The following is a 20,139-nucleotide window of genomic DNA, read 5'->3' on the forward strand; positions in this document are numbered from 1 at the left end:
AACCGGCGCCGTACACTTATCGTCCCACGATGTCGACCGACCGAGCGCAACGTCAGCGGCGCGAAATCAAATACATCATCAGCGAGGAACGGGCACTGGAGATTCGGAGCTACCTGAGCAGTTATCTCGAACCGGACGAATTTGCGGCGGGCAAGCCGGACAATTCGTATGCGGTGCATACGCTTTATCTGGATTCGAACCAACTGGTCACGTACCACGCGGCGAACAACGGCGACCGCAATCGTTTCAAGCTGCGGATTCGTTACTACGACGATAATCCCAGTTCGCCGGTGTGCTTCGAAATCAAGCGCCGGATCAACGAGGGCATCGTGAAACAGCGGGCGCGGGTGAAACGCGACGCGGTGAACTCGCTGCTCGCCGGCGAGAGTCCGCGGCCGGGTCATCTCAGCAGCTGGCATCCGCAGCAGTGGACGGATCTCCTCGATTTCTGGCAGCTGGTGGAGCGACTCCAGGCTGCGCCCCGGGCGCACAATGCGTACATGCGCGAAGCGTACCTGAACGCGCCGGAGGATACCGTGCGCGTGACGATTGACCGTTTCGTGCGGATGGGGCCGGAATTCAGCTGGCAGCTCGGCACGGACATGCCCGATGCGATCGAGGTGTTCTCCGGCCTCGTGATCCTCGAGCTCAAATTCACGGATCGCATGCCGACGTGGCTGATCGAGATGGTGCGGGGGTTCGAGTTGAAGAGCTCGGGCGCCGCGAAGTATGTCCAGGGCGTCGAGCAGCTGGGCGAGCAGCGGGTCGCGCGCCGCCTCACCGGTTTCGAATGGGGCAACGCCGTCGTCTCCACCGCCACCAGCGCCCCGTGGCTTGATGCGTCGGCTGCCGTGCGCGGCGCGCTCGGTCCGAATCGCCAATGAATGCATTCCTCCAAGGCGATCACGCCGCCGCGCCCACCAGCTACCAAGCGCTGATCATCGCCCTCGTGCTGGCCTACCTGTGCGGGCAGCTGATCGCGTGGGTCTATGTCTTCACGCACTCGGGCGTGTCCTATTCGCGCTCGTTCGTGGTGTCGCTGATCGTGCTGCCGGTGCTCGTGGCGCTCGTGTTGATTGTGATGTCGAACAACATCATCACGGCGTTCGGGTTGATCGCGGTGTTTGCCGTCGTGCGCTTCCGCAATGCCCTGCGCGACACCCTCGACACGTGTTTCGTGCTGGCGGTGATCATTCTCGGCACGGGTTGCGGCACCCAGAAGTTCTCCTCTTCTGTAATCGGGGCAATCGCGCTGTCGGGTTTGTTCATCTTCCTCTGGATGACGGCGTCGGGCACGCGGCACCGTTTCGATCTGATCCTGAATCTGCGCTGGACGCGACCCGCGTCCGAGTTACCGGCGGTGGGCCAGCTGCTGCAACGGCACAGCCTGCGCGTGCACGTGGCCAACCAGCACTTCGGCAAGGGCAACGAGGCCGCGAACCTTTCCTACCGCGTGCTGCTGCGCGATCCCTCCCGCGCAGCCGAGCTGCTCACCGAATTGGCGGAGCTGCCGGGCGTCGATCGCGTGTCGAGCGTGCAGGCGGCCGACGAATCAGAAATCTAGCCCATGGACAGCCGACCTCTCCCGCCGATTCCCACGCCGCCCGCCCAACGCTGGCGCGAAGTCCGGCTGCTGTATTTACCCCGCGTCCTCTTCATCGCTGGCGCCGTGCTGGTGGCCTGGATGTGGAACGAAACTGCGGTGACCTCGGCCATCGTGGCCGAGGCGGAAGCCACGGGTTCCGATCTGCGGAGCACGCAGGCCGGTGTCATTTCCAGTCTCAAGGTCTCGCTTTACCAAAGCGTGCGGGCCGGCGAGGTCGTGGGCCAGGTCTCGGCGGTCAACCCCCGGCTGCTCGACGCCTCGCTCGCGGTGATCCGGGCGGAGGTCGGCATGTTGATTGCCGCCGACAGCAAGCGCGTCGCGGTTGAATTCGAGCGGCTGCAGCTCGAGTGGATCAAGGAGCGGGTGGATCGCGCGGTGATGCTCGGCGAAATCCAGCAGATCGAAGCGGACATCGCCCGCGCCGAGCCCTTGCACCGCGCCGGACTCGTCACGGACGACAGTTTTTCTCAGCTGAAAATCAAGCGCGACTCGCTGCAGGCCCAGGCGCGCGAGCGCGCCAAGCTCATCGATCGCATCGACCCGGGCGCGCGGTCGACGTCGGCACCGGATCCGCAACGCGCCGCCCTTTCCGGCGAGTCGGCGCTCGCCGCCGCGATCAAGGTGCAGGAGGCGAAGTTGAAGCTGACCGAAGAGCAGCTGACGCCCCAGGCGTTGGTCGCGCCGATCGATGGGGTCGTCTCGCTCGTCCTGCGCCGCACGGGCGAGGCCGTCGCCGCGGGCGAGCCGGTGTTGCGCGTGACTGCGCAGAAGCCGGAGCGTCTGACGGGTTTCATGCGGCAGCCGCTCGCGTTCCAGCCCAAGGCGGGCATGGCTGCGGAAATTCGCACGCGCAGTCTGCCGGCAAAGGTCGCGCAGACGACAATCACCGCGGTGGGTGTCGCCCACGAAGTCCTCTCGCCGACGATGATCGCCGCCATGCGCCTGCCCGCGGCACCGGCTCCGGAAACGGCGCTGCGCGTCGAATTCGCGCTGCCGCCCGGGTTGGATCTGCGCCCCGGCGAGCACGTCGACATCACCGTGCGCTGAGAGCCGGGAGCGCAGGCGTCCCGACTGCATCCGAAACGCTACGAAACGCTACGAAAGGCCGGCCGAAGGCCTGCGTTCCCAGGCGCTCAAGTCGCGAGCACGATTTCGCCGGCGGCCACGCGGTGGAGAAACAGCGCGACGATCTGCGCGCGCTTCGCGACGGTCGGGACAAGGAGGAATTCGCGGCTGCTGTGCAGGTGATCGCCGACCGGACCGACGCCGTCGAGATTCGGCAGGCCGGCGGCAGTCAGGAAATTGCCATCGGATGCACCGCCCGTGTGCACCCAGTTGGGCGGCGCCACGCCGACGTCGTGCGCCGCGCGCTGCCACTCGGGAAACACCTTCGCCTCGAGCGGCAGGCATTCTTTCGGCGGCCGGTTGAACCAGCCCTTGAGCTCGAGTTTGAAACCTTCGCGCGTGTTGATTTCGTCCGCGATCGCCTGCAGCCGCGCCAGCAGCGGCTCGCGATCGGAGACCTTGGTGATCCGGAGATCGAGTTCCGCTTCGGCGAAATCCGGCACGACGTTCGTCGCCGGCCCGCCGCCGCGGATGTTGCCGACGTTGAGGAGCACGCCGGGCAGTTCCCCCGGAATCTTGTTTGCCGCGAGCAGGAAGTCCGCGAGCGCGAGAATCGCGTTGCGTCCGTCGTTCGGAACCTTGGCGGCATGCGACGCGCGGCCGCGGGCGGTGACGATCATGCCGCCGGTGCCTTTCCGTGAATGCACGATGTCGCCGCTGGGCCGGCCCGGCTCGAAGACGAGGCCGAACTGCACGCGCGCCGGCGCCGCGAGAAACAGCGCCCGGCTGCCATGCGAACCGGTTTCCTCGTCCGGCGTGAGCAACACGTCCCAGCCGATGGCGGCGGCGTGCGGCGTGGCTTCGAACGCCTGCAATGCAGCGAGAATCGTGAGCAGGCCGCCTTTCATGTCGGCCACGCCGGGGCCGTTGAGCCGCTCGGGGTCGAGCCACTGACAGCGCTGAAACGCATCGTTCGCTTCGTACACCGTGTCGAAGTGACCGTTGAGGAGAATGCGGGTTTTCGCCTCCGGGCGTACGCTGACGCGCAGCGCCGCGGCGGTCCCGGGGCAGGGCAGCTCCTCGACGGTCGCACCGTTGAATTTGCCGAACTCCTCGCGCAGGGCGTCGCGCATCCGGTTCAGTCCCGCGAGATGGCCGGAGCCCGAATTGATCTCCGCCCAGCGGACGAGCAGCGCACCGAATTCGGGCGTGCGTTCAGGGAGCCGGGCGATGGCAGAAGGGAGGTTCATCGGAAAGGGTGCGAAGCGCGGAAGCGTCAGGAGGTTGGGCCGGCGTGCCCTGATTTCGATCCGAATCGCGGCGGCGGACGACGTTTGGCGGTCCGAACGCCCCGGGGCCGTGGGCTCAGCTCCGCCGGGCCTCCACGGAAAATGTCATGCGTCGGACAATACGCCGCAGGATCGCCGGCACGAAGCGTTGCAGATAAATGCCGGCGACTTCCCGGCCGCCAACGTAGACTTCGCTGCGCCCGCGGGCCGTCGCGCGCACAATCGTCGCGGCGCACCGTTCGGGGGTGATGCCGCTCCGGTGCGTGGATTCGGCCGGCCCACGCTGTTCGCCCTGCGGTCCGAGCGCGTGCGCGGAGATCGCCGTATTCACGTAGCCGGGACACACGAGCGTGACGGTGATGCCCTCCCGCCACAGTTCGGCGCGCAGCGAATCGAAGTAACCATGCAGCGCGTGTTTCGCCGCCGCGTAGGTCGAGCGCCCGGGCGTGCCGAGGTGGCCCATCACGCTGCTCACCACCACGACGCGCCCGGCGCCGCGGGCGCGCATCGCGGGCAGCACGGCCTTCGTCAGCGCGACCGGACCGAAATAATTCACCTCCATCAGCACGCGCTCGATCGCCGCGGTGGTGTCGGTGGCGAGGGCCCGCTGGCTCACCCCGCCGTTGTTCACGAGCACGTCAATGCCGCCGCAACGCGCGAGCACGGTGGCGACGAGGGCGGGAAACGTATCGGCGCGGCCGAGGTCGAGGGCGACGACGTGATGTTCGTCCGCCCGGTCACACGCACGGCGCACGCGCTCGAGTTCGTCGATCCGCCGGCTCGACAACACCAGCCGCGCCCCCGCCCGGGCAAAGGCGTAAGCCGCGGCTTCGCCAATGCCGGACGACGCGCCGGTGATCCAGACGACCTGGCCCGCGAACGTCATGAAGCCCGAGGGCAATCACGTCCCGGCGCGGAACGGGTCACTTGGAGCCGCCCTTTTTCGCCGCCGCCCTGTCCGCGGCCTTCTGGGCGGCTTGATCGGCCTTGTCGGTCGATTTCACCGGCGCGTCTTTCACTTCCACGCTGTCGGCTGACATCTTGTAGTAGATCGTGACCTTGTTGCCGACCGCCAGCTTGCCGGTGGTTTTCGTGGCGGCCGAGCGGGCGATTTCCCATTTCTCGTCGCCTTTCTGGACCGTGATCACGCTGTCGGTCAGCGCGAGAATGGGACCAGTCACCTGGTAGCTTTTGGCGGACTCGGCGCGGGCACCGAGAGCGAGAAGGGCGAGGAGGGGCAGGAAGCGATGAAGTTTCATGGCGCGATCAGCCAAAGAGAAACGGCCCCGCTTTTCAATGCGCACGTGGCCACGGCCGCACGCGCGAACGCAGTCAGGCCGCTGCCCGCTGCAAAGTCCCCGGTTCCGCCGGGGTGCGCGGCTCCGGCAAGGCCGGTCGCTCAGCAGCTGTAAACGCCGCCGTTGATGTCGAGCGTCGCGCCGGTGATGAAGCCATCGAATTCACTCGCCAGATACACGGCCGCGCGGGCGACATCATCGGCGTTGCCGCCGCGGCCGAGTGGAATTCCCGCCACCGTGGCGCGGGCCGATTCCGGCGACGTGTGGGTGTTGTGGAAACTGGTGCCGAGAATGAGGCCGGGCGCGAGGGCGTTGACCCGGATGCCCTGCGGCCCGAGTTCCGTGGCCAGCGCGCGGGTGAACGTCAGGATCGCACCCTTGGCGGTGGAGTAGGCGATTGAACCCGCGTGACCGCCTTTGCGGCCGGCGAGCGACGCCAGGTTCACGATGCTCGCGCCGCCAGCGGCCCGGGCCGAGGCGACGAGGTGGGGCACGGCGGCGCGCGTCACCTTGCGCGTGCTGCCGACGTTCAGCGAAATCGTCTGCGCCCAGAACGCATCGTCGGCCTCGGTGAAACCACGGCGGGCGATCAGCGAACCGGCATTGTTGATCAGGATGTCGAGTCCGCCGAGACAGCCGACCGCTTCGGCGACGATCCGATCGCAATCCTCGGTGCGCGTCAGGTCGCCGCTGGAAAACGCGCACCGGCGGGCGAGCGCGGCGGCTTCCTGACCCAGCGCCTCCGCGGCTTCGCTGCTGCGGTGGTAGTGGACGAAGAGGTCGCAGCCCGCGCGGAGAAGGTGACGGCTGATGGCCAAACCGATGCCCTGGGCGCCCGCCGTGATGAGGACGCGTTTGCCGAGAAGTTTGCTCATGGGTGGGCGTAGGTTTGAGAAGCCAACGCTCCGGTCAACTCCGCGCGCGACCCCCGAAACGCCACGCGTCCCGCCCGTCCTGAATCAGCACGGACGAAGGCGCCTCCGTCCCCGGTAACCTCGCGGGACGGCCCCTCCATTCACTTCATTTTGAGTTGAACTGACCCTGCCGCGCGCTGTGATGGCCGTCGATGAAGACCGATGCCGGGCATGGTGATGTTTCCAGGGCGGGAGCGGGGCGCGTGCTGGCGTCGCGGCAGCCGGCGTCCGGTCGCTGACGTTACCCGCGCATGGCCTCCAGCCTCGTGCGTTCCGAAGGTCGGCCGGCGACCGTGGTCTCGTTTGAAGAGACCGTGGTCACCTTTTTTCTCGATGCGGCTGACATCCTGGGCGTGCCGAAATCGGTCGCGGCGATCTATGGGATTTGTTTCGCGAGTCCGCGGCCGCTGAGTTTCGCGGACATCAACGAGCGGCTGGAGATCAGCCAGGGCTCGATCAGCCAGGGGTTGCGCGTGCTGCGGGAAGTGGGCGCGCTGCGGGTGGTGCAGCCGGCGGAGTTTGCGGACGCGGCCGCGGCCTGGCGCGATCCGGAACTCGTGCGCGACGCGCGGCGGAAGGAGTTCTTCACGCCGGATCTGGAATTGCGCAAACTGGCGGGACGCTGGATTGAGCAGCGGCTCGAGAAGCAGTTGAAGGCTGGCAAGGGCCGGCTGCAGGCAATGAAGGATGCGATTCCCGCGGATCACGGCGCGTCGGCCCGGGAGCTGCGCGCACGGCTGAAGTATCTGGAAAGCTGGCACACGCAGAGCCGCGCGCTCGTGCCGCTGATGAAAACGTTTTTGAAGCTCGGCTGAGCCATGCCCGCATCGCTTGCAGGGCGCACGCCCACCCGCAGTCCCGCTGAATTTCCGCCACCGATCCTGAACGCCTCAGGCTAGGCGGCGTCGTCCGAACCACACCGGTTATTGGGCCCGCGTGCCAATAACGTCCTCCTCCTTTCCGTCCGCGCCAGTCACCTCCCCGGAAGTGACGGGGCGAAGCTCGGTCTGGTGGAATTTTGCGCGTCCGCCGCTTCCGGGCCGGCGCCCATCACGCTGACCCGGTCCGATCGCCGCTCTCCCTTTTTCATGTCGCGTTACGCCGCCATCCAAGCGCAGTTCAGACAGTCGCCCGCCACCTGGCTTGTCACCGGGAGCGCGGGGTTCATCGGTTCGAACCTGCTGGAAAAACTCCTGCTGCTCGACCAGCGCGTCGTCGGCCTCGACAACTTCTCCACCGGTCACCGGCGCAATCTCGACGCCGTGCGCGCGCTCGTGACGCCGGCGCAGTGGGCGCGCTTCCGTTTCATCGAGGGCGATGTCTGCGCGCTGGAGGTCTGCCAGGCGGCGTGTGCCGGGGTTGACCACGTGCTGCATCACGCGGCGCTCGGTTCCGTCCCGCGTTCCCTCGATCACCCGCTGCGATCGCATGCGAGTAATGTCGACGGCTTCATGCACATGCTGGTGGCCGCGCGCGAAGCCGGCGTGAAGCGCTTCGTCTTTGCCTCGAGCAGTTCCGTCTACGGCGATCACCCCGGGCTGCCCAAGGTCGAGGACGCGATCGGCCGGCCGTTGTCGCCGTACGCCGCGACAAAGCGGATCGATGAAATCTACGCGGACGTCTTTCGCCGCTGCTACCAGCTGCCGGTGGTCGGACTGCGTTACTTCAATGTCTTCGGGCCGCGGCAGGATCCGAACGGCGCCTATGCCGCGGTGATACCCAAATGGTTTGCGGCCATGCGCGCCGGCGAGGCCGTGACGATCAACGGTGACGGCCGGACGAGCCGCGATTTCTGCTACATCGAGAATGTCGTGCAGGCCAATCTGCTGGCGGTGGCCGCCGCCGCCCCGCAGGAGCTGCCGCCGGTGTTCAACGTGGCCTGCGGCGAAAGCACCACGCTGCTCGAACTGCATGCGCACATGAGTGGATTATTGGATACGCTCGGGCCGCAGGGAAAGGTCCGGGCACCCGCGTTTCAGCCCGAGCGCGCGGGCGATGTGCGGCATTCGCTCGCCAGCATCGAGCTGGCCCGCACCCGCCTCGGCTTCGAACCGACGCACCGTCTGGCCGAGGGACTCAGGCTGACGTTGGCGGCGCTGCCGGGGTCGGGTGCGAGTGCGGCGGCAGTGACGCACGGGTGATGGCCGCGACTATGCGCAGCCCAAATGGAATGACGGCCAGTCTCACGCTTCCAAACACGCCTGCGCGTGCGGCGCTGGCTGCGGTCGTGTCCGGGCTGCAATTCGGGTTCTGGCTGGACGTGAAATTCCTGCACTTCACGATCGTGGAGGACTGGTTTCGTCCCGGCATGCCTGCCGGCGGTGGCGGCGCGATGCCTGGCTTCGCGGCCTGCGCTCCGGCGCGACCGGCTCAACCACGATGACGCCTTCCACCCGCAATTCCTTCATCAGTCTGGCGCAAAACCAGCGGAGGATCGTGCTGACCGTCATCTATTCCGCCATCGTGGTGGTGAGTTTCTACCTGGCCTACGAAATCCGGTTCGAGTTCAACGTGCCGGAAAGTTATCAGCAGGAACGCTGGCGGGTGCTGCCGGTGGTTCTAGGCGTGAAACTCATCGCGCTCGTGGCGGCGCGGCAGCTCGGAAGTCTGATGACGTACTTCAGCATCCCTGATCTGATGCGGCTGATTTGGGCGATGGCGGCATCGAGCCTCGTTCTCTTTGCGCCCCGCATGCTGGGCTGGTCGCAGTGGGCGCCGCCGCGCGGCGTCCTGCTCACCGATTTCATGCTCTGCCTCGGCACGCTGTGCCTGAATCGCGTCGTGATGCGAATCTATCGCGAGCGGTTGAGCGGCGCCCGCCGTGCCGCGCCGGGCGTGCAGGAGCAGCGCATAGCAATCGTGGGTGCGGGCGACGCCGGCGCCTCGCTGGCCAAGGACTTCATCGCGTGGCCGTCGCGCGGGTTCCGGCCGGTGATGTTCTTCGATGACGACGTCAACAAGCACGGACGACTGGTGCACGGGGTGCCCGTCGTGGGCCGGCCCGAGTCGATCGTGAACGTCAAAGACACCGCGAACCTTGCCAAGGCGGTGATCGCAATGCCGTCGGCGTCGGCCAAACGCGTTCGTGAAGTGGTGACGCTTTTCTCGCAACTCGGGCTGAAGGTGGAAACGCTGCCGTCGCTCGAGGAGCTGGCGTCGGGCCGCGTGCGGGCGAGCCGCATCCGCCCCGTCGAGGTGCAGGATCTGCTCGGCCGCGAGGCGATCAATCTGGACTCGGCCCGTATCCGCCAGGAAATCACGGGCCGGCGGGTGTTGGTCACTGGTGCCGGCGGCAGCATCGGCGGCGAACTGTGCCGGCAGATCGCCGCGCTCAACCCGAACCGCCTGCTGCTGGTCGAGCAATCGGAGGCCGCGCTGTTCATGGTGGAGCAGGAGCTGAACGAACTGGGCTTTGCCGGCATGATTCTGCCGCTGGTCGGTGACATCCTCGACCGCGAGCGGATGGAATACATCTTCGCGCGCTACGAGCCGGAGATCGTGTTCCACGCGGCCGCGCACAAGCACGTATTCCTCATGGAGCGCCAGCCGGCCGAGGCGATTCGCAACAACGTCCTCGGCACGCGCCTGCTGGCGCAGATCGCCGTTGCGCACCAGGTCGGTGCTTTCGTGCTGATCTCGACCGACAAGGCGATCAACCCCACCAGCGTCATGGGCGCCACCAAGCGACTCGCCGAACTGCAGCTGATGGCAATCTCGGCGCTGCAGGGTCAGGGTGAGACGGACGACGGGCGGGCCGCCGGTCCCGGACCCCTGCAGGGCAAGCGGCGCAAGGGCGCACGCACAAAAATGATGGCGGTGCGCTTCGGCAATGTTCTCGGCTCCTCGGGGAGCGTGATTCCGATCTTCAAGCGTCAGATTGCGAACGGCGGGCCGGTGACCGTGACGCATCCGGACGTGACGCGCTTTTTCATGACGATTCCCGAGGCGGTCGGGCTCGTGCTGCAGAGCTTCGTGCTCGGTGCCGATGGCGAGATCTTCGTCCTGGATATGGGTGAACCGGTGAAGATCGTCGATCTGGCGCGGCAGATGATCGAGCTCAGCGGCTTTCGCGTCGGCGAGGACATCGAGATCACGTTTACGGGACTCAAGCCCGGCGAGAAACTGTTCGAAGAGCTGCAGCATCGCACCGAGGCCTATGCGCCAACTGCGCACCCGCGGATCATGCGTTTCACCAGTCAGGCGATGTTCAGCGAGTCCGGCGTGCAGGAACTCGAGAAGCGCCTTTATGAGATGGATTCCAACCAGCTGCGGGCGCTGCTGAAGCGGCTCGTGCCGGAGTACACGCCCTTCCTCGATTGAAGAGGAGCGCAGGCATCCCACCTGCATCGCCGGGAAGTCAGGCGTGAAGTCTGCACCCCCGAAAACCCAGTGAAGACTTTGGTTGAAAATGACGCCCACCGACCGCCGGTGCCGGCGCGAGGTGCGTCCGGCGGTGGCGATTCCATTTTCGCCGCTTCGGTGTTCAACGTCGGGGCGCGGTCGTGGGAGGCATTGGTGAATCTCGCCACGGTCCCGGTGCTGCTCGCGCACCTGGGCACGGAAGCGTACGGCTTGATTGGGTTCACCCAGTCGATCTTTGGTCTGCTCGGCCTGCTCGACTTCGGGCTCTCCAATGCAGTGAACCGCGAACTCGCCCGGCACGAGGTGGAGGCGGACGGTCTGCGCCCGGTGCGGGTCATTGTGCGTTCGCTCGAGCTCCCGCTGCTCGCAGTCGCGGTCGTGCTCGCCGGCGGTCTGCTGACGGTTTCCGGTTTCGTTGCCTCCGACTTTCTGCGCGTGGAATCGCTGCCACCGGGCACCGCCGCCACCGTGCTGCAACTCTTCGCCGGCATCTTCGTGTGTCGCTGGGTCGCGGGCTTTTATCGGGGCGTTTTCTTCGGGCTCGAGCGGCAGGTGCGCTACAATGTGTGCTCCGTGCTCTATACGACGCTCCGTTTCGTGGGCGGCGCGGGGCTGCTCGCCTCCGGCGTCGTCGGCATCGTGGGTTTGTTTGTCTGGTATGCGGCGACCGACGCCCTGTTCTTCGCGGCGCTGCGGATCCAGGTTTGGCAATATGAACGCGCGGGCAGCGTTGCCGGCCCGTCCTTTTCGTCGGCGCGGCTGCGCGGGGTGCTGCCCTACGCCCTCGGTACGATGGGGCTCGCGCTCGTCGGCGTCCTGGTGATGCAGGTCGACAAACTCCTGATCGCGCGGCTGCGTCCGCTGAGCGAACTCGGGGCGTACACCTTCGCCTTCACGCTGGCGATGGGCATCCGGATCATTCCAGGGGCGATCTGGACGGCGACGTTTCCGCGGCTGGTGCAGGTCACGCAGACGCGTCAGGCGGGCGCGCTCCGCGCGGTGCTCGTGGCGTCGTTTCGCTTCAGTTCACTCTCGGCTCTCGCGCTGGCGGCGCCGCTCGCCGTGTTTTCTCCTGACATCGTCGCGACCATCGGCGGCCGGGCCGCCGGCATCGCGCTCGCCGCGCCCCTGCTGGCGTTGCTCGCGATCGGAGTGTTCGTCGAATCGCTGGTCAGCCCGTGCTATCAGCAACTGCTGGCCGACGGCCACGCGCGGGTGCTGCTGCGCCTCGCGCTCGAGATCAATCTCGCCTTCGTCGTGGCGGTCGCGGTCGCGATTGCCACGCTCGGCGTGATGGGGGCGGCCCTGTGCTGGCCCGCCCTGCAGCTTGGCAGCTGGTGGTTGTACGCGCGGCGGGCCCGCGCGGCGGGCGGTCCTGACTTTTCGGGTACGGCCCGCGCGGCGATGCCATATTTTCTGGCGATCCTTGCGGCCACGGCCCTCGCGCGCGTCCTCTCGTGGGGTGCCGGCCCGCTCGTGGGTACGGCGCTGGCTGCGGGCGTGGGTCTCGTTGCGCATCTCCTGATCGGCTGGCGGATGAAACAGCAGCGGGATGGTGGACAGGGCGCGACGCCCGGCTGAAAACGATGACTGGATCCGCGCCCGCCTTCCTTCGCCTGTACTGATGGACTTCAGGAAAATCGCCTTTCTCTACGAGGGCCGCACGAATTCGGTCTTCCGCGATCCGTTTCTGGGCGTGCCCGCGGCGTTGCGCGCGCTGGGCGTGGAGTGCTTCGCGTTGGATCTGCGGCAGGTGAGCGTGGAAAAAGCCGTTCAGTCCGTCCGCCACGCGGGCGTCGATCTCGTGCTCCAGGTCACGCGCACGCCGGGCACGGCGTGGGCGATGGCGCGGGCCCGGGCCGGCTTCGGATGTCCGTATGTGCTCTGGAATCTCGAGGAGCCCAACGCGACCGCCGGCAACGATCTGCTCAGCCTCGCGGCGGAGGCGGATCTGTATGTCACGATCGACGCGCGCATGGTGCGCTGGCATCGGGTGCCGGTCCTTTTCCTCCCGCTGTTTTTCGACGAGTCGGTCTATTACGAACGCCATCTCCCGCGTGATCTTTCTGCTGCCTTCCTGATTCAATACAGCACGCCGCGGTTGAGACGCTATCTGCGACCGCTCGTCGCCGCGCTCGAAGAACGGCCGGACAGCTGCGTCAGCACCTATCGGCCGATGGCGCGCGGGCGCAGCGCGCTGCATCGGCTGGCAGCCGCGACGCTCGATCGTCTGCCGCTCGGCCTCGCGTCGGTCATCAGCCTCGTGGCGCAACGCAGCGGTGCGTGGCGGCAGGACGCCGCGATCCGGCCCCAGGGTTTCTTTGTGAACCGTGACGAGGAGGAAAAGGCGTTCGTCTACGGCCGCGCGAAGATCGGCGTCGGTTTCAGCCGGGTCTTTGGGCCGTGGGAAGACGCCTTCCGCGCGCAGCTGCCGGGCTATGAGGCGGACGCCGCCGGCAACTTTGTGCAGATCAAGTCGCGGCATTTCGAGATCACCGGCGCGGGCGCGATGTTGTTGTCCGACGCCAGTCCGGAACTGGATGCGCTCTTCGAACCGGGACGCGAGTATGTGGCGTACGACTACACCGCGCCCGCGGACTTCCACGACAAGCTGCGTTTCTATCTCGAGCACGACGAGGCTCGGGAACGGATTGCCCGCGCCGGCTATGCGCGGGCACACCGTGATCACACCCTGACCCGCCGGCTCTCGACCCTGCTGGCCGAATGCCGGCGGCGCTGGTAGCTCCGCGATGAACCCAACTTCCTCAACCGTGGTGTCGCCGCGTCCGGCGCGGTGGTGGCAGCGCGAGCCCGTGCGCTCGGTGCGGCGTTGGGTGGAGCCGTTTGCGCAGCCGGCGCGCTTTTTGCGCGCGGTCTGGGAGCTGCCGCGTTTCATGCGCGAGTATCATCGCTATCGGAAGCTGGCGGGCGACACGATGCGGCCGACGGCGCGCGATTTGCAGCCGGTGTTCGGTCAGCGCGGATCGCACGAGATCGATCATCATTACATCTACCTCAACGCCTGGGCGGCGCGGCGGGTGCTCGCGCGCCGGCCGGCGGAACATATCGACGTCGGCTCGCAGCTGTCGTTCACGTCCGTCCTGAGCGCCTCTCTCCCGGTGCGCGTGGTGGAGTTCCGGCCGGTGCCGCTCAACCTGGCCGGCATCAGATTTGTGGAAGGCTCGATTCTCGCGCTGCCGTTTGCCTCCGGCTCGCTGCCGTCGGTGTCCTGCCTGCATGTGATCGAACACATCGGTCTCGCACGCTACGGCGATCCACTTGATCCCGCCGGCACGATGAAGGCGGCGCGCGAACTCGCCCGGGTGCTCGCGCCCGGTGGTGAGCTGCTGGTGGGGCTGCCTGTCGGACGCGCCCGGGTCTGCTTCAACGCCCATCGTATCCACGACTCCACGCAGGTGCTCGCGCTGTTTCCCGAGCTGCGGCTGGTGGAGTACTCAGGGGTCGATGATGCGGGGCGTTTCGAGGAGAACCGGCCGCTCGCGCAACTGGACGGCTGCGAATACGCCTGCGGTTTCTTCCGCTTCACCAAATGATCGACGCTTCCCGGGACTGCGCGGTGCTGGTGCCGTCGTGCGACGCCTACAGCGATCTGTGGACGCCGTTCTTCACCCTGTTCTTCCGCCACTGGCCGGACTGCCCGTTCAAGATCTACCTCGGCAGCAACTCCCTGCCGTTTCCGAACCCTCGCGTGACGGTGCTGACGTCCGTGCATGGCGCGAAGTGGGCCGAACGCACCGCGGATCACCTGGCGCAGATTGCGGAGCCGAACGTGCTCCTGTGCCTCGAGGATTTCTTTCTGCGTCACCGGGTCGACACCGCGGCCGTGCTCGCGCTGTATCAGGAATTCCGGACGCGGGAGGCGGCGATGCTCCGGCTGGTGCGCCGTCCGGGGCCGACCACGCGGATTGAAGGGACGAATTTCGGTCCGGTGACGCCGGGCACGCCGTATCGCGTCAGCACGCAGGCTGCGTTCTGGCAACGGTCGGTGCTGTGCGAACTCATTGTGCCCGGGGAGACGATCTGGGCCTTCGAGCACGCCGGCTCGATCCGCAGTGACCGCCGTAGCGACGGCTTCTATGCGGTCACCCGCGATGTCCTGCCGTACAAGCACCACGTCGTGGAACGCGGCCGTTGGTTTCCGTGGGAAGCGCGGCGGTTCGGGCGGATGAAGATCGGGTGCGATTTCACCCGCCGACCGATCATGCCCGCCGGGCCCGCGCTGCGCTGGCTGGCGCTGAAGGCGAAGGACACGGTGCTCGCGCCGTTGCCCACGCGTGCGCGCGCCCGGCTGCGGGCGCTGGTGGGACGGTGACGTGACGAAATGACGTTCTTCAGCCTGATCATTCCAGCCTACAACCGCGAGCGGCAGCTACGGCGGGCGGTCGACAGCGCGCTCGCGCAGGATTTCGCCTCGTTTGAAGTCATCGTGATCGATGACGCGTCCACCGACGGCACGCTGGCGGTGGCGCGCAGTTACGCGGACCCCCGCGTGCGCGTGGTGGCCCGACCGGTGAACGGCGGGCCTTGTCCGGCGCGCAACGCGGGCGTCGACGCCGCGCGCGGCCAGTGGCTCGTGATGCTCGACAGTGATTTTTCCCTGAGGCCCGGAGCGCTGACGCAGTTGCACTCGTGGTGCGAGGCGGCGGCGCCGACGACCGGCAATTGCATCTCCGCCTGCACTTGGGACAACGGCTGGGTCACGCCCCGGCCGCCGCCCCCGGCGACGCTCGACTATCGCAGTTACCTCGTCTGGCTGGAAAAGGTGGAGATCCCTGAATATTTCAACTGCATCCGACGCGAGGTCTTCTCCTCCCTGCGCTACACGGCCAGCCGGGCGTGGGAGGCGAGTTTTCACCTCGAACTTGCGCGGCGCTGGACCCTCGAGTTTCACGCGGCGCCGCAGGTGCTCGTGCACACCGATGCGACGAACCGGCTGACGTCGGCCCGGGGCGGCTCTGCCGCGCGTCGCATGCTGGTTGATGCGCCGGATCGGTTCGCCGATGCACGCGAGATCGTGACGGCGCACGGGGCGGAACTGCGGCGGTCGGCCCCGACATGTTTCGCGGGCTTTTACCGCGAGTGCATCAAGCAGGCACTCCTGTGTGGAGACCGCGGAACCGCGCTTCGTCTGATCCGCGAAGACGGGAACGCGACCCGCTGGGATGCGCGGATGCTCGTGATCGTGGCGGCCGGGCTGGTGCACCGCCGGGTGCTGGCCGCGCTGAACGCGCGGCGGTAATGGAATTTCGGATGCAGCTGACTCCCTTACGTGTCCTGACCTACGTCTACCCGTGCCTGTCGGTGGTCGGGCAGTATCCGCTGGGCACCGTCGGTGGCGTGCCGCTTTCGCTCGAACGCGTGGCGCTGCTGTTGCTCGGGCCGCTCTGTCTCGTGCAGGTGCTCGCAGGTGGAGAAAATGCCCGGCGGATCATTCGTTACACGCCAGGAATAATCACTGCCGGATTGGTGCTCTGGCTGATCGCGCTCACGCTGAGCTGTGTGCTGCATTTCGCGCCGGGCGACACCGCGCTCCTGTGGGGTTACGGGCAGAAGTTCCTGCTCGGGTTCCTCTTTGCCTGCGCCGTGGCCGCTGAACCGGACGCGTTGCGGGCGGTCCGTTTGTTCGGGGTCACCGCGCTCCTCGCCACCGTGGCGACGTTCTATGTCTACGTCACGCAGGGCAGCGCGGCGATTCGCTCCGGGGCCTTCGTGAGCCTCGAGTACGGCGATGTCACGTTGCTCGAGGGCGTCGCCCGCGCCGGCGCGAACGGCAGCGTGCCGTTGATGGCCTGCTGGCTGCAGGCCGTGTTTGCCCGTCGCGGACGACTCAAACTTGCGTGGTACGTCGGAGTCGCCGCGTTGTTTGTGGCGGCGATGCTCGCGCTGCGGCGGGAGTATCTGCTCAGCATCGGGGTGTGCATGCTGTGGGGGGTGTACAGCCTGCCGCTGGGCGTGCGCCGCTTTACGGCGGTCTTCGTGGTGGGAGGATTCTTGGCGCTCGGCGTCGGCGTGATCCATCTGGTGCCGGAGTGGCGGCAGCGGCTGTTCAGCGAGACCGTCGACTCGCTGACCTCAGGCCAGGATCTGCGCCTGCTGATGCTGCAGACCGCCCCCAAGCTGTTCGTCGAGGAACCGTTGGCCGGCCACGGGCTCGGAACGTTTCCCTTTCTGATGGCGACGTCGCTGCCGGTGCATCTGGCGACGGACGAGGAGACGAACCGCTTTCTCGCGCGCGGCCTGGCCTCGCATAATTCCTTCCTCACCGCCGGCCTCGAAACCGGTCTTCTTGGCCTGGTCGGGTTGGTGGCGTTGTTCGGCGGACTCGGCCTCTGGTCGGTGCGGATCTGGCGGAACAGCCGAATGCGGGGTGGAAGCGCACTGGCGATGTTCGCGCCGCTGTTTTTCATTCAGATTTTCTTCGGCGTCTTTTTTCAGGACGGGCTCGCGAGCAACATCATCTGGGCCTTCATCGGCATGCTGATCGCCATCGTCGCCATCGAGCGATCGAAAGGCCCGGGGCCCCGGCCGGGTCGGCACCGGCCAGGTCAGCCGGGTTATCTGCGTCGCGGGCCCGAAACCCTCCCTCCTTCTCATGTGCGGAATCGTCGGATGGGTTGAGCCCCGCGGGCTCACCCTCGCGGTTGAGCACCTGAACCGGGCCCGCGACACGCTGCAGCACCGTGGACCGGACGACGCGCGTTCGGCGCACGACGCGGTCTGCTACCTGGGCTTTCGCCGCCTCGCGATCCTCGATCTCTCGGCCGCGGGCGCGCAACCGCTGCGTTCGGCCGACGATAGCCACTGGATCGTGTTCAATGGTGAGATCTACAACTTCCTCGAGTTGCGCGCGGAGCTCGAACGCGAGGGCGTGGTGTTTCGCGGCCACTCCGACACCGAGGTCCTGCTGGCGCTGTATCGGCGCCACGGACACGCCATGCTGGAGCGGCTGAATGGCATGTTTGCCTTCGCGATCTATGATCGTTCCCGCCGGACGCTGTGGCTGGCGCGCGATCGGCTGGGCGAGAAACCGCTCTATCTCTGGCCGCGGGCCCACGGTTTCGCGTTTGCCTCCGAGCTGCGCGCGTTGCGCATGCTGCCGGACTTTCCCGCGGAAACGGATCCCGCGGTGGTCGCGGACTACTTCCGTTTCGGCTTTGTGCCGGGTACACGCTGCATCTGGCCGGGGGTGCGGAAACTTCCTCCGGCCTGTTCGATCGAGTACAATCTCGCGACCGGACAGCTCGGCGCACCGGTGCGCTACTGGACGCCGCCCGCCGTGGCACCGGTGCACGATGAATCCTCCGTGGAGGAGACGGTCGAGCGCGTGGGCGCGCTGATCGATGGTGCCGTGGCCCTGCGGTTGCGCGCGGATGTGCCGGTCGGATGTTTTCTTTCCGGCGGTCTCGATTCCTCGCTCGTGGCGGAGTCGGCGGCGCGCCAGTCCGGACGCACGATGTCCGCCCTGACCGTGAGTTTCCCCGGCTGGGGTGACGATGAGTCGGCCGTGGCGAGCGAAACGGCGGAGCGCTTTGGGTTTCGCACGCACGTGATCCCGCTCGATGCCGGCGGACTGGACGAAGTGCCGGCCCTCTGCGCTCATTTCGACGAACCGTTTGCCGATGCCTCCTTGCTGCCCACGGCGCTGGTGTGCCGCGCCGCGCGCCGGCACTTCACCGTGGTCCTGGGCGGCGACGGGGGCGATGAGGCGTTTGGTGGCTATGACAATCACGTGCGCGCCGCGCGTTTCGGGTGGGTCGATCGCGTCCCGCGCGTGTTCCGCCAACTCGCGGGCGGACTTTCGGCGTGGGCTCCGGCGGATTCGCGCCTCGAGCGGCTCGGCCGCCGCTTGCCGCAGCCCACGGGCCGATGGGGCCTCGGAGCAAAGCTGTATCCGTTCGAACGGACCGGCTCACGGCTCCTCGCCGTGTCAGGTGAGGATGCCGCGACGGCGTGCGCGCGGATCGATGCCGATCTCGGCGTCCTGCAGCGCGGCGCGCTCGACGAAGCGCAGCGGACGGATCTGCAACTTTACCTGCCGGATGATGTGCTGGTGAAAACCGATCGGATGAGCATGCGGAGTTCGCTCGAAGTGCGCGCGCCGTTTCTCGATCACCATGTCGTCGCCGCCGGGCTGGCGCTGCCGCCGGAACTGCGCGTCAGTGAAGTCCGCGGGAAGCACGTGCTGCGCCTGCTGGCCCGGCGGCGCGGTTTCTCCGAGGCCGTGTGGAACGGACCGAAGCGCGGCTTCGGCGTACCGCTGCGCCCGTGGTTGTGGGACGGTCCCGGGACCGCGCGGATGCGCGAGGTGTTTCTCGGCGGCGCGAGCCGGGTGGATGCGATGTTTCATCGACCGGCCCTGCTGGATCTGTGGTCGCGCGCGGAACGAAATCCGGCGCTGACGGCGTCGGTGTTTCGCGTCCTCGCGTTTCGCTGGTGGCACGCAGGCCTGCACGGAGGCGACCGATGAAGGTCCTGCTCCTCATCGACAGCCTTGGTTCGGGCGGCGCGCAACGTCAGCTCTGTCTGCTCGCGCGCGAACTGAAACGCGCGGGCTGGAACGTCGAATTGCTGGTGTATCACTCCGCGCTGGATCACTTCGGCCCGCTGCTTGCGGCAGCGGAAATCCCTGTGATCCGGTTGCAGAAGCAGACGCGCTTTTCGCTCCGCACGCCGGTCGCGATCGCGTGGCATGCCCTGACCGGCGGCTACCAGGCGATGCTGGCGTTTCTGCCCACGCCGACGGTCTATGGTGCGATCGCGCGCGCCGCGGGCGGGCCGCCGCTGCTGGTCTCGGAGCGCTTCAGTTTTCAGGGATCGAAACCCGATCGCGCAAGCTGGGTCGTGGCGCAATTCCAGCGTCTCGCCGCCGTGGTGGTCTGCAATTCCCGGCATCACGGGGCGCGTTTCACCGCGGCGTTCCCCTGGCTGCGGTCCCGCACCTGCGTGGTCTACAACGGCGCCGAACTCACCCCGGCGCAGCCGTTGACGACCGGCGCGCGCCCGCTGCGGCTGCTGGCCATCGGCACGGTCACGCCGCGGAAAAACTTTGCCACGGTGATCGAGGCGCTTGGCTGCCTGCGGGCCCACGGGCTGCCGGTGCCGCAGGTGCGCTGGGCGGGAAAGGTCGGACTGGAGCCGGCGGAACGTGCCGCCCGCGCCCAGGCGGAGCGGCGGCTCGTGGAACTCGATCTCGCGTCGCACTGGGAGTGGCTCGGTGAACGCACGGACATTCCAACGCTGCTCGGCGAGTGTGACGCCCTGATCCACGCCTCTTTTCTCGAGGGCTTTCCCAATGCGATGGGCGAGGCCTTCGCCGCGGGCCGGCCGGTGCTGGCGAGCGCCGTGGGTGACCACGCGCTCCTCGTGCGCGAAGGGGAGAACGGCTTTCTCTTCGATCCCGCCGCGGCCGAATCGATTGCCGCCGCGATGGTGCGGGCTCAACAGCTCGAACGCGGCGCGCTGCAGGAAATGGGACGGCGGGCGCGGGCGGTGGCGGAGACGCAGCTGAGCGTCAGTGCGATGACGCGGCATTATGCCCGGCTGCTGCGCGCGGCGGGCGGGACGGAGGAAGCGGTCCTATGATG

General features: G+C 67.2%; 18 protein-coding genes. 14 read left to right on the forward strand and 4 right to left on the reverse strand.

The annotated features are described in order from the left end of the window. Positions 1-29: 29 nt before the first annotated feature. The 3 genes from ACLJEU_RS03885 to ACLJEU_RS03895 are packed head-to-tail and all read left to right on the forward strand — an operon-like array spanning position 30 to position 2,653. Positions 30-884: a VTC domain-containing protein gene (locus ACLJEU_RS03885; protein WP_414660884.1), complete on the forward strand. Its 855-nt coding sequence runs from the start codon at positions 30-32 to the stop codon at positions 882-884. Next, positions 881-1,564, forward strand: coding sequence for a DUF4956 domain-containing protein (locus ACLJEU_RS03890; protein WP_414660883.1), 684 nt, complete (start codon positions 881-883; stop codon positions 1,562-1,564). The genes ACLJEU_RS03885 and ACLJEU_RS03890 overlap by 4 nt, the downstream gene beginning before the upstream one ends. A gap of 3 nt (positions 1,565-1,567) precedes the next feature. Beyond that, the gene (locus tag ACLJEU_RS03895) at positions 1,568-2,653 is read left to right on the forward strand and encodes an HlyD family secretion protein (RefSeq protein ID WP_414660882.1); all 1,086 of its coding nucleotides are present in this window, start codon (positions 1,568-1,570) and stop codon (positions 2,651-2,653) included. 86 nt (positions 2,654-2,739) lie between these two features. On the opposite strand, the gene ACLJEU_RS03900 is transcribed toward ACLJEU_RS03895, so the two are convergent. The 4 genes from ACLJEU_RS03900 to ACLJEU_RS03915 all read right to left on the reverse strand — a co-directional run bounded on the left by ACLJEU_RS03900 (position 2,740) and on the right by ACLJEU_RS03915 (position 6,133). Beyond that, the gene (locus ACLJEU_RS03900; RefSeq protein ID WP_414660881.1) at positions 2,740-3,921 is read right to left on the reverse strand and encodes a hydrolase; all 1,182 of its coding nucleotides are present in this window, start codon (positions 3,919-3,921) and stop codon (positions 2,740-2,742) included. A gap of 115 nt (positions 3,922-4,036) precedes the next feature. After that, on the reverse strand, positions 4,037-4,846 hold the full coding sequence (locus ACLJEU_RS03905; RefSeq protein ID WP_414660880.1) for an SDR family oxidoreductase: 810 nt from the start codon (positions 4,844-4,846) through the stop codon (positions 4,037-4,039). Between the two features lie 37 nt (positions 4,847-4,883). Continuing rightward, positions 4,884-5,219, reverse strand: coding sequence for a hypothetical protein (locus tag ACLJEU_RS03910; RefSeq protein ID WP_414660879.1), 336 nt, complete (start codon positions 5,217-5,219; stop codon positions 4,884-4,886). A gap of 140 nt (positions 5,220-5,359) precedes the next feature. Then, positions 5,360-6,133, reverse strand: coding sequence for an SDR family NAD(P)-dependent oxidoreductase (locus ACLJEU_RS03915; RefSeq protein ID WP_414660878.1), 774 nt, complete (start codon positions 6,131-6,133; stop codon positions 5,360-5,362). Positions 6,134-6,423: 290 nt separating this feature from the next. Here ACLJEU_RS03915 and ACLJEU_RS03920 point away from each other — a divergent pair, with 290 nt between their 5' ends. From ACLJEU_RS03920 to ACLJEU_RS03970, 11 genes are all read left to right on the forward strand, one after another. Continuing rightward, on the forward strand, positions 6,424-6,987 hold the full coding sequence (locus tag ACLJEU_RS03920) for a GbsR/MarR family transcriptional regulator (protein ID WP_414660877.1): 564 nt from the start codon (positions 6,424-6,426) through the stop codon (positions 6,985-6,987). A gap of 273 nt (positions 6,988-7,260) precedes the next feature. After that, positions 7,261-8,313, forward strand: a complete 1,053-nt coding sequence (locus tag ACLJEU_RS03925; RefSeq protein WP_414660876.1) for an SDR family oxidoreductase — start codon at positions 7,261-7,263, stop codon at positions 8,311-8,313. Between the two features lie 238 nt (positions 8,314-8,551). Further along, on the forward strand, positions 8,552-10,492 hold the full coding sequence (locus ACLJEU_RS03930) for a polysaccharide biosynthesis protein (RefSeq protein WP_414660875.1): 1,941 nt from the start codon (positions 8,552-8,554) through the stop codon (positions 10,490-10,492). 69 nt (positions 10,493-10,561) lie between these two features. Then, on the forward strand, positions 10,562-12,115 hold the full coding sequence (locus ACLJEU_RS03935) for an oligosaccharide flippase family protein (RefSeq protein WP_414660874.1): 1,554 nt from the start codon (positions 10,562-10,564) through the stop codon (positions 12,113-12,115). A gap of 43 nt (positions 12,116-12,158) precedes the next feature. Continuing rightward, positions 12,159-13,277 carry a glycosyltransferase family protein gene (locus tag ACLJEU_RS03940; RefSeq protein ID WP_414660873.1) on the forward strand — a complete coding sequence of 373 codons (1,119 nt, stop codon included), beginning with the start codon at positions 12,159-12,161 and terminating at the stop codon, positions 13,275-13,277. A 7-nt stretch (positions 13,278-13,284) separates the two neighbouring features. Further along, complete coding sequence (locus tag ACLJEU_RS03945; RefSeq protein WP_414660872.1) at positions 13,285-14,088, forward strand: DUF268 domain-containing protein; 804 nt, start codon at positions 13,285-13,287, stop codon at positions 14,086-14,088. Continuing rightward, positions 14,085-14,867 (forward strand): hypothetical protein, encoded by a 783-nt coding sequence (locus ACLJEU_RS03950; protein WP_414660871.1) that lies wholly within the window; start codon positions 14,085-14,087, stop codon positions 14,865-14,867. Before ACLJEU_RS03945 ends, ACLJEU_RS03950 begins: the two co-directional genes overlap by 4 nt. A gap of 9 nt (positions 14,868-14,876) precedes the next feature. Further along, a complete protein-coding gene (locus ACLJEU_RS03955; protein WP_414660870.1) occupies positions 14,877-15,794 on the forward strand; it encodes a glycosyltransferase family 2 protein in 918 nt (305 codons plus the stop codon). Positions 15,795-15,805: 11 nt separating this feature from the next. Continuing rightward, positions 15,806-17,173 (forward strand): O-antigen ligase family protein, encoded by a 1,368-nt coding sequence (locus ACLJEU_RS03960; protein ID WP_414660869.1) that lies wholly within the window; start codon positions 15,806-15,808, stop codon positions 17,171-17,173. Further along, entirely contained in the window at positions 17,148-19,022 is a 1,875-nt protein-coding gene (gene asnB / locus ACLJEU_RS03965) for an asparagine synthase (glutamine-hydrolyzing) (RefSeq protein ID WP_414660868.1), read from the forward strand. The genes ACLJEU_RS03960 and asnB overlap by 26 nt, the downstream gene beginning before the upstream one ends. Further along, the gene (locus tag ACLJEU_RS03970) at positions 19,019-20,137 is read left to right on the forward strand and encodes a glycosyltransferase (protein WP_414660867.1); all 1,119 of its coding nucleotides are present in this window, start codon (positions 19,019-19,021) and stop codon (positions 20,135-20,137) included. The genes asnB and ACLJEU_RS03970 overlap by 4 nt, the downstream gene beginning before the upstream one ends. The last annotated feature ends 2 nt before the right edge of the window (positions 20,138-20,139 follow it).

It is taken from the genome of Terrisphaera buseokensis, from assembly GCF_047521145.2.
In the GTDB taxonomy this organism is placed as follows: Bacteria; Verrucomicrobiota; Verrucomicrobiia; order Opitutales; family Opitutaceae; genus ER46.

Bases quoted from the DNA above. Each gene is read 5' to 3' on its own strand.
- ACLJEU_RS03890 (WP_414660883.1), top strand. From the start codon at position 881: ATGAATGCATTCCTCCAAGGCGATCACGCCGCCGCGCCCACCAGCTAC.
- ACLJEU_RS03945 (WP_414660872.1), top strand. From the start codon at position 13,285: ATGAACCCAACTTCCTCAACCGTGGTGTCGCCGCGTCCGGCGCGGTGG.
- ACLJEU_RS03920 (WP_414660877.1), top strand. From the start codon at position 6,424: ATGGCCTCCAGCCTCGTGCGTTCCGAAGGTCGGCCGGCGACCGTGGTC.
- ACLJEU_RS03900 (WP_414660881.1), bottom strand. From the start codon at position 3,921: ATGAACCTCCCTTCTGCCATCGCCCGGCTCCCTGAACGCACGCCCGAA.
- ACLJEU_RS03930 (WP_414660875.1), top strand. From the start codon at position 8,552: ATGACGCCTTCCACCCGCAATTCCTTCATCAGTCTGGCGCAAAACCAG.
- ACLJEU_RS03895 (WP_414660882.1), top strand. From the start codon at position 1,568: ATGGACAGCCGACCTCTCCCGCCGATTCCCACGCCGCCCGCCCAACGC.
- ACLJEU_RS03950 (WP_414660871.1), top strand. From the start codon at position 14,085: ATGATCGACGCTTCCCGGGACTGCGCGGTGCTGGTGCCGTCGTGCGAC.
- ACLJEU_RS03925 (WP_414660876.1), top strand. From the start codon at position 7,261: ATGTCGCGTTACGCCGCCATCCAAGCGCAGTTCAGACAGTCGCCCGCC.
- ACLJEU_RS03970 (WP_414660867.1), top strand. From the start codon at position 19,019: ATGAAGGTCCTGCTCCTCATCGACAGCCTTGGTTCGGGCGGCGCGCAA.
- ACLJEU_RS03955 (WP_414660870.1), top strand. From the start codon at position 14,877: ATGACGTTCTTCAGCCTGATCATTCCAGCCTACAACCGCGAGCGGCAG.
- ACLJEU_RS03905 (WP_414660880.1), bottom strand. From the start codon at position 4,846: ATGACGTTCGCGGGCCAGGTCGTCTGGATCACCGGCGCGTCGTCCGGC.
- ACLJEU_RS03960 (WP_414660869.1), top strand. From the start codon at position 15,806: ATGCAGCTGACTCCCTTACGTGTCCTGACCTACGTCTACCCGTGCCTG.
- asnB (WP_414660868.1), top strand. From the start codon at position 17,148: ATGTGCGGAATCGTCGGATGGGTTGAGCCCCGCGGGCTCACCCTCGCG.
- ACLJEU_RS03885 (WP_414660884.1), top strand. From the start codon at position 30: ATGTCGACCGACCGAGCGCAACGTCAGCGGCGCGAAATCAAATACATC.
- ACLJEU_RS03940 (WP_414660873.1), top strand. From the start codon at position 12,159: ATGGACTTCAGGAAAATCGCCTTTCTCTACGAGGGCCGCACGAATTCG.
- ACLJEU_RS03915 (WP_414660878.1), bottom strand. From the start codon at position 6,133: ATGAGCAAACTTCTCGGCAAACGCGTCCTCATCACGGCGGGCGCCCAG.
- ACLJEU_RS03910 (WP_414660879.1), bottom strand. From the start codon at position 5,219: ATGAAACTTCATCGCTTCCTGCCCCTCCTCGCCCTTCTCGCTCTCGGT.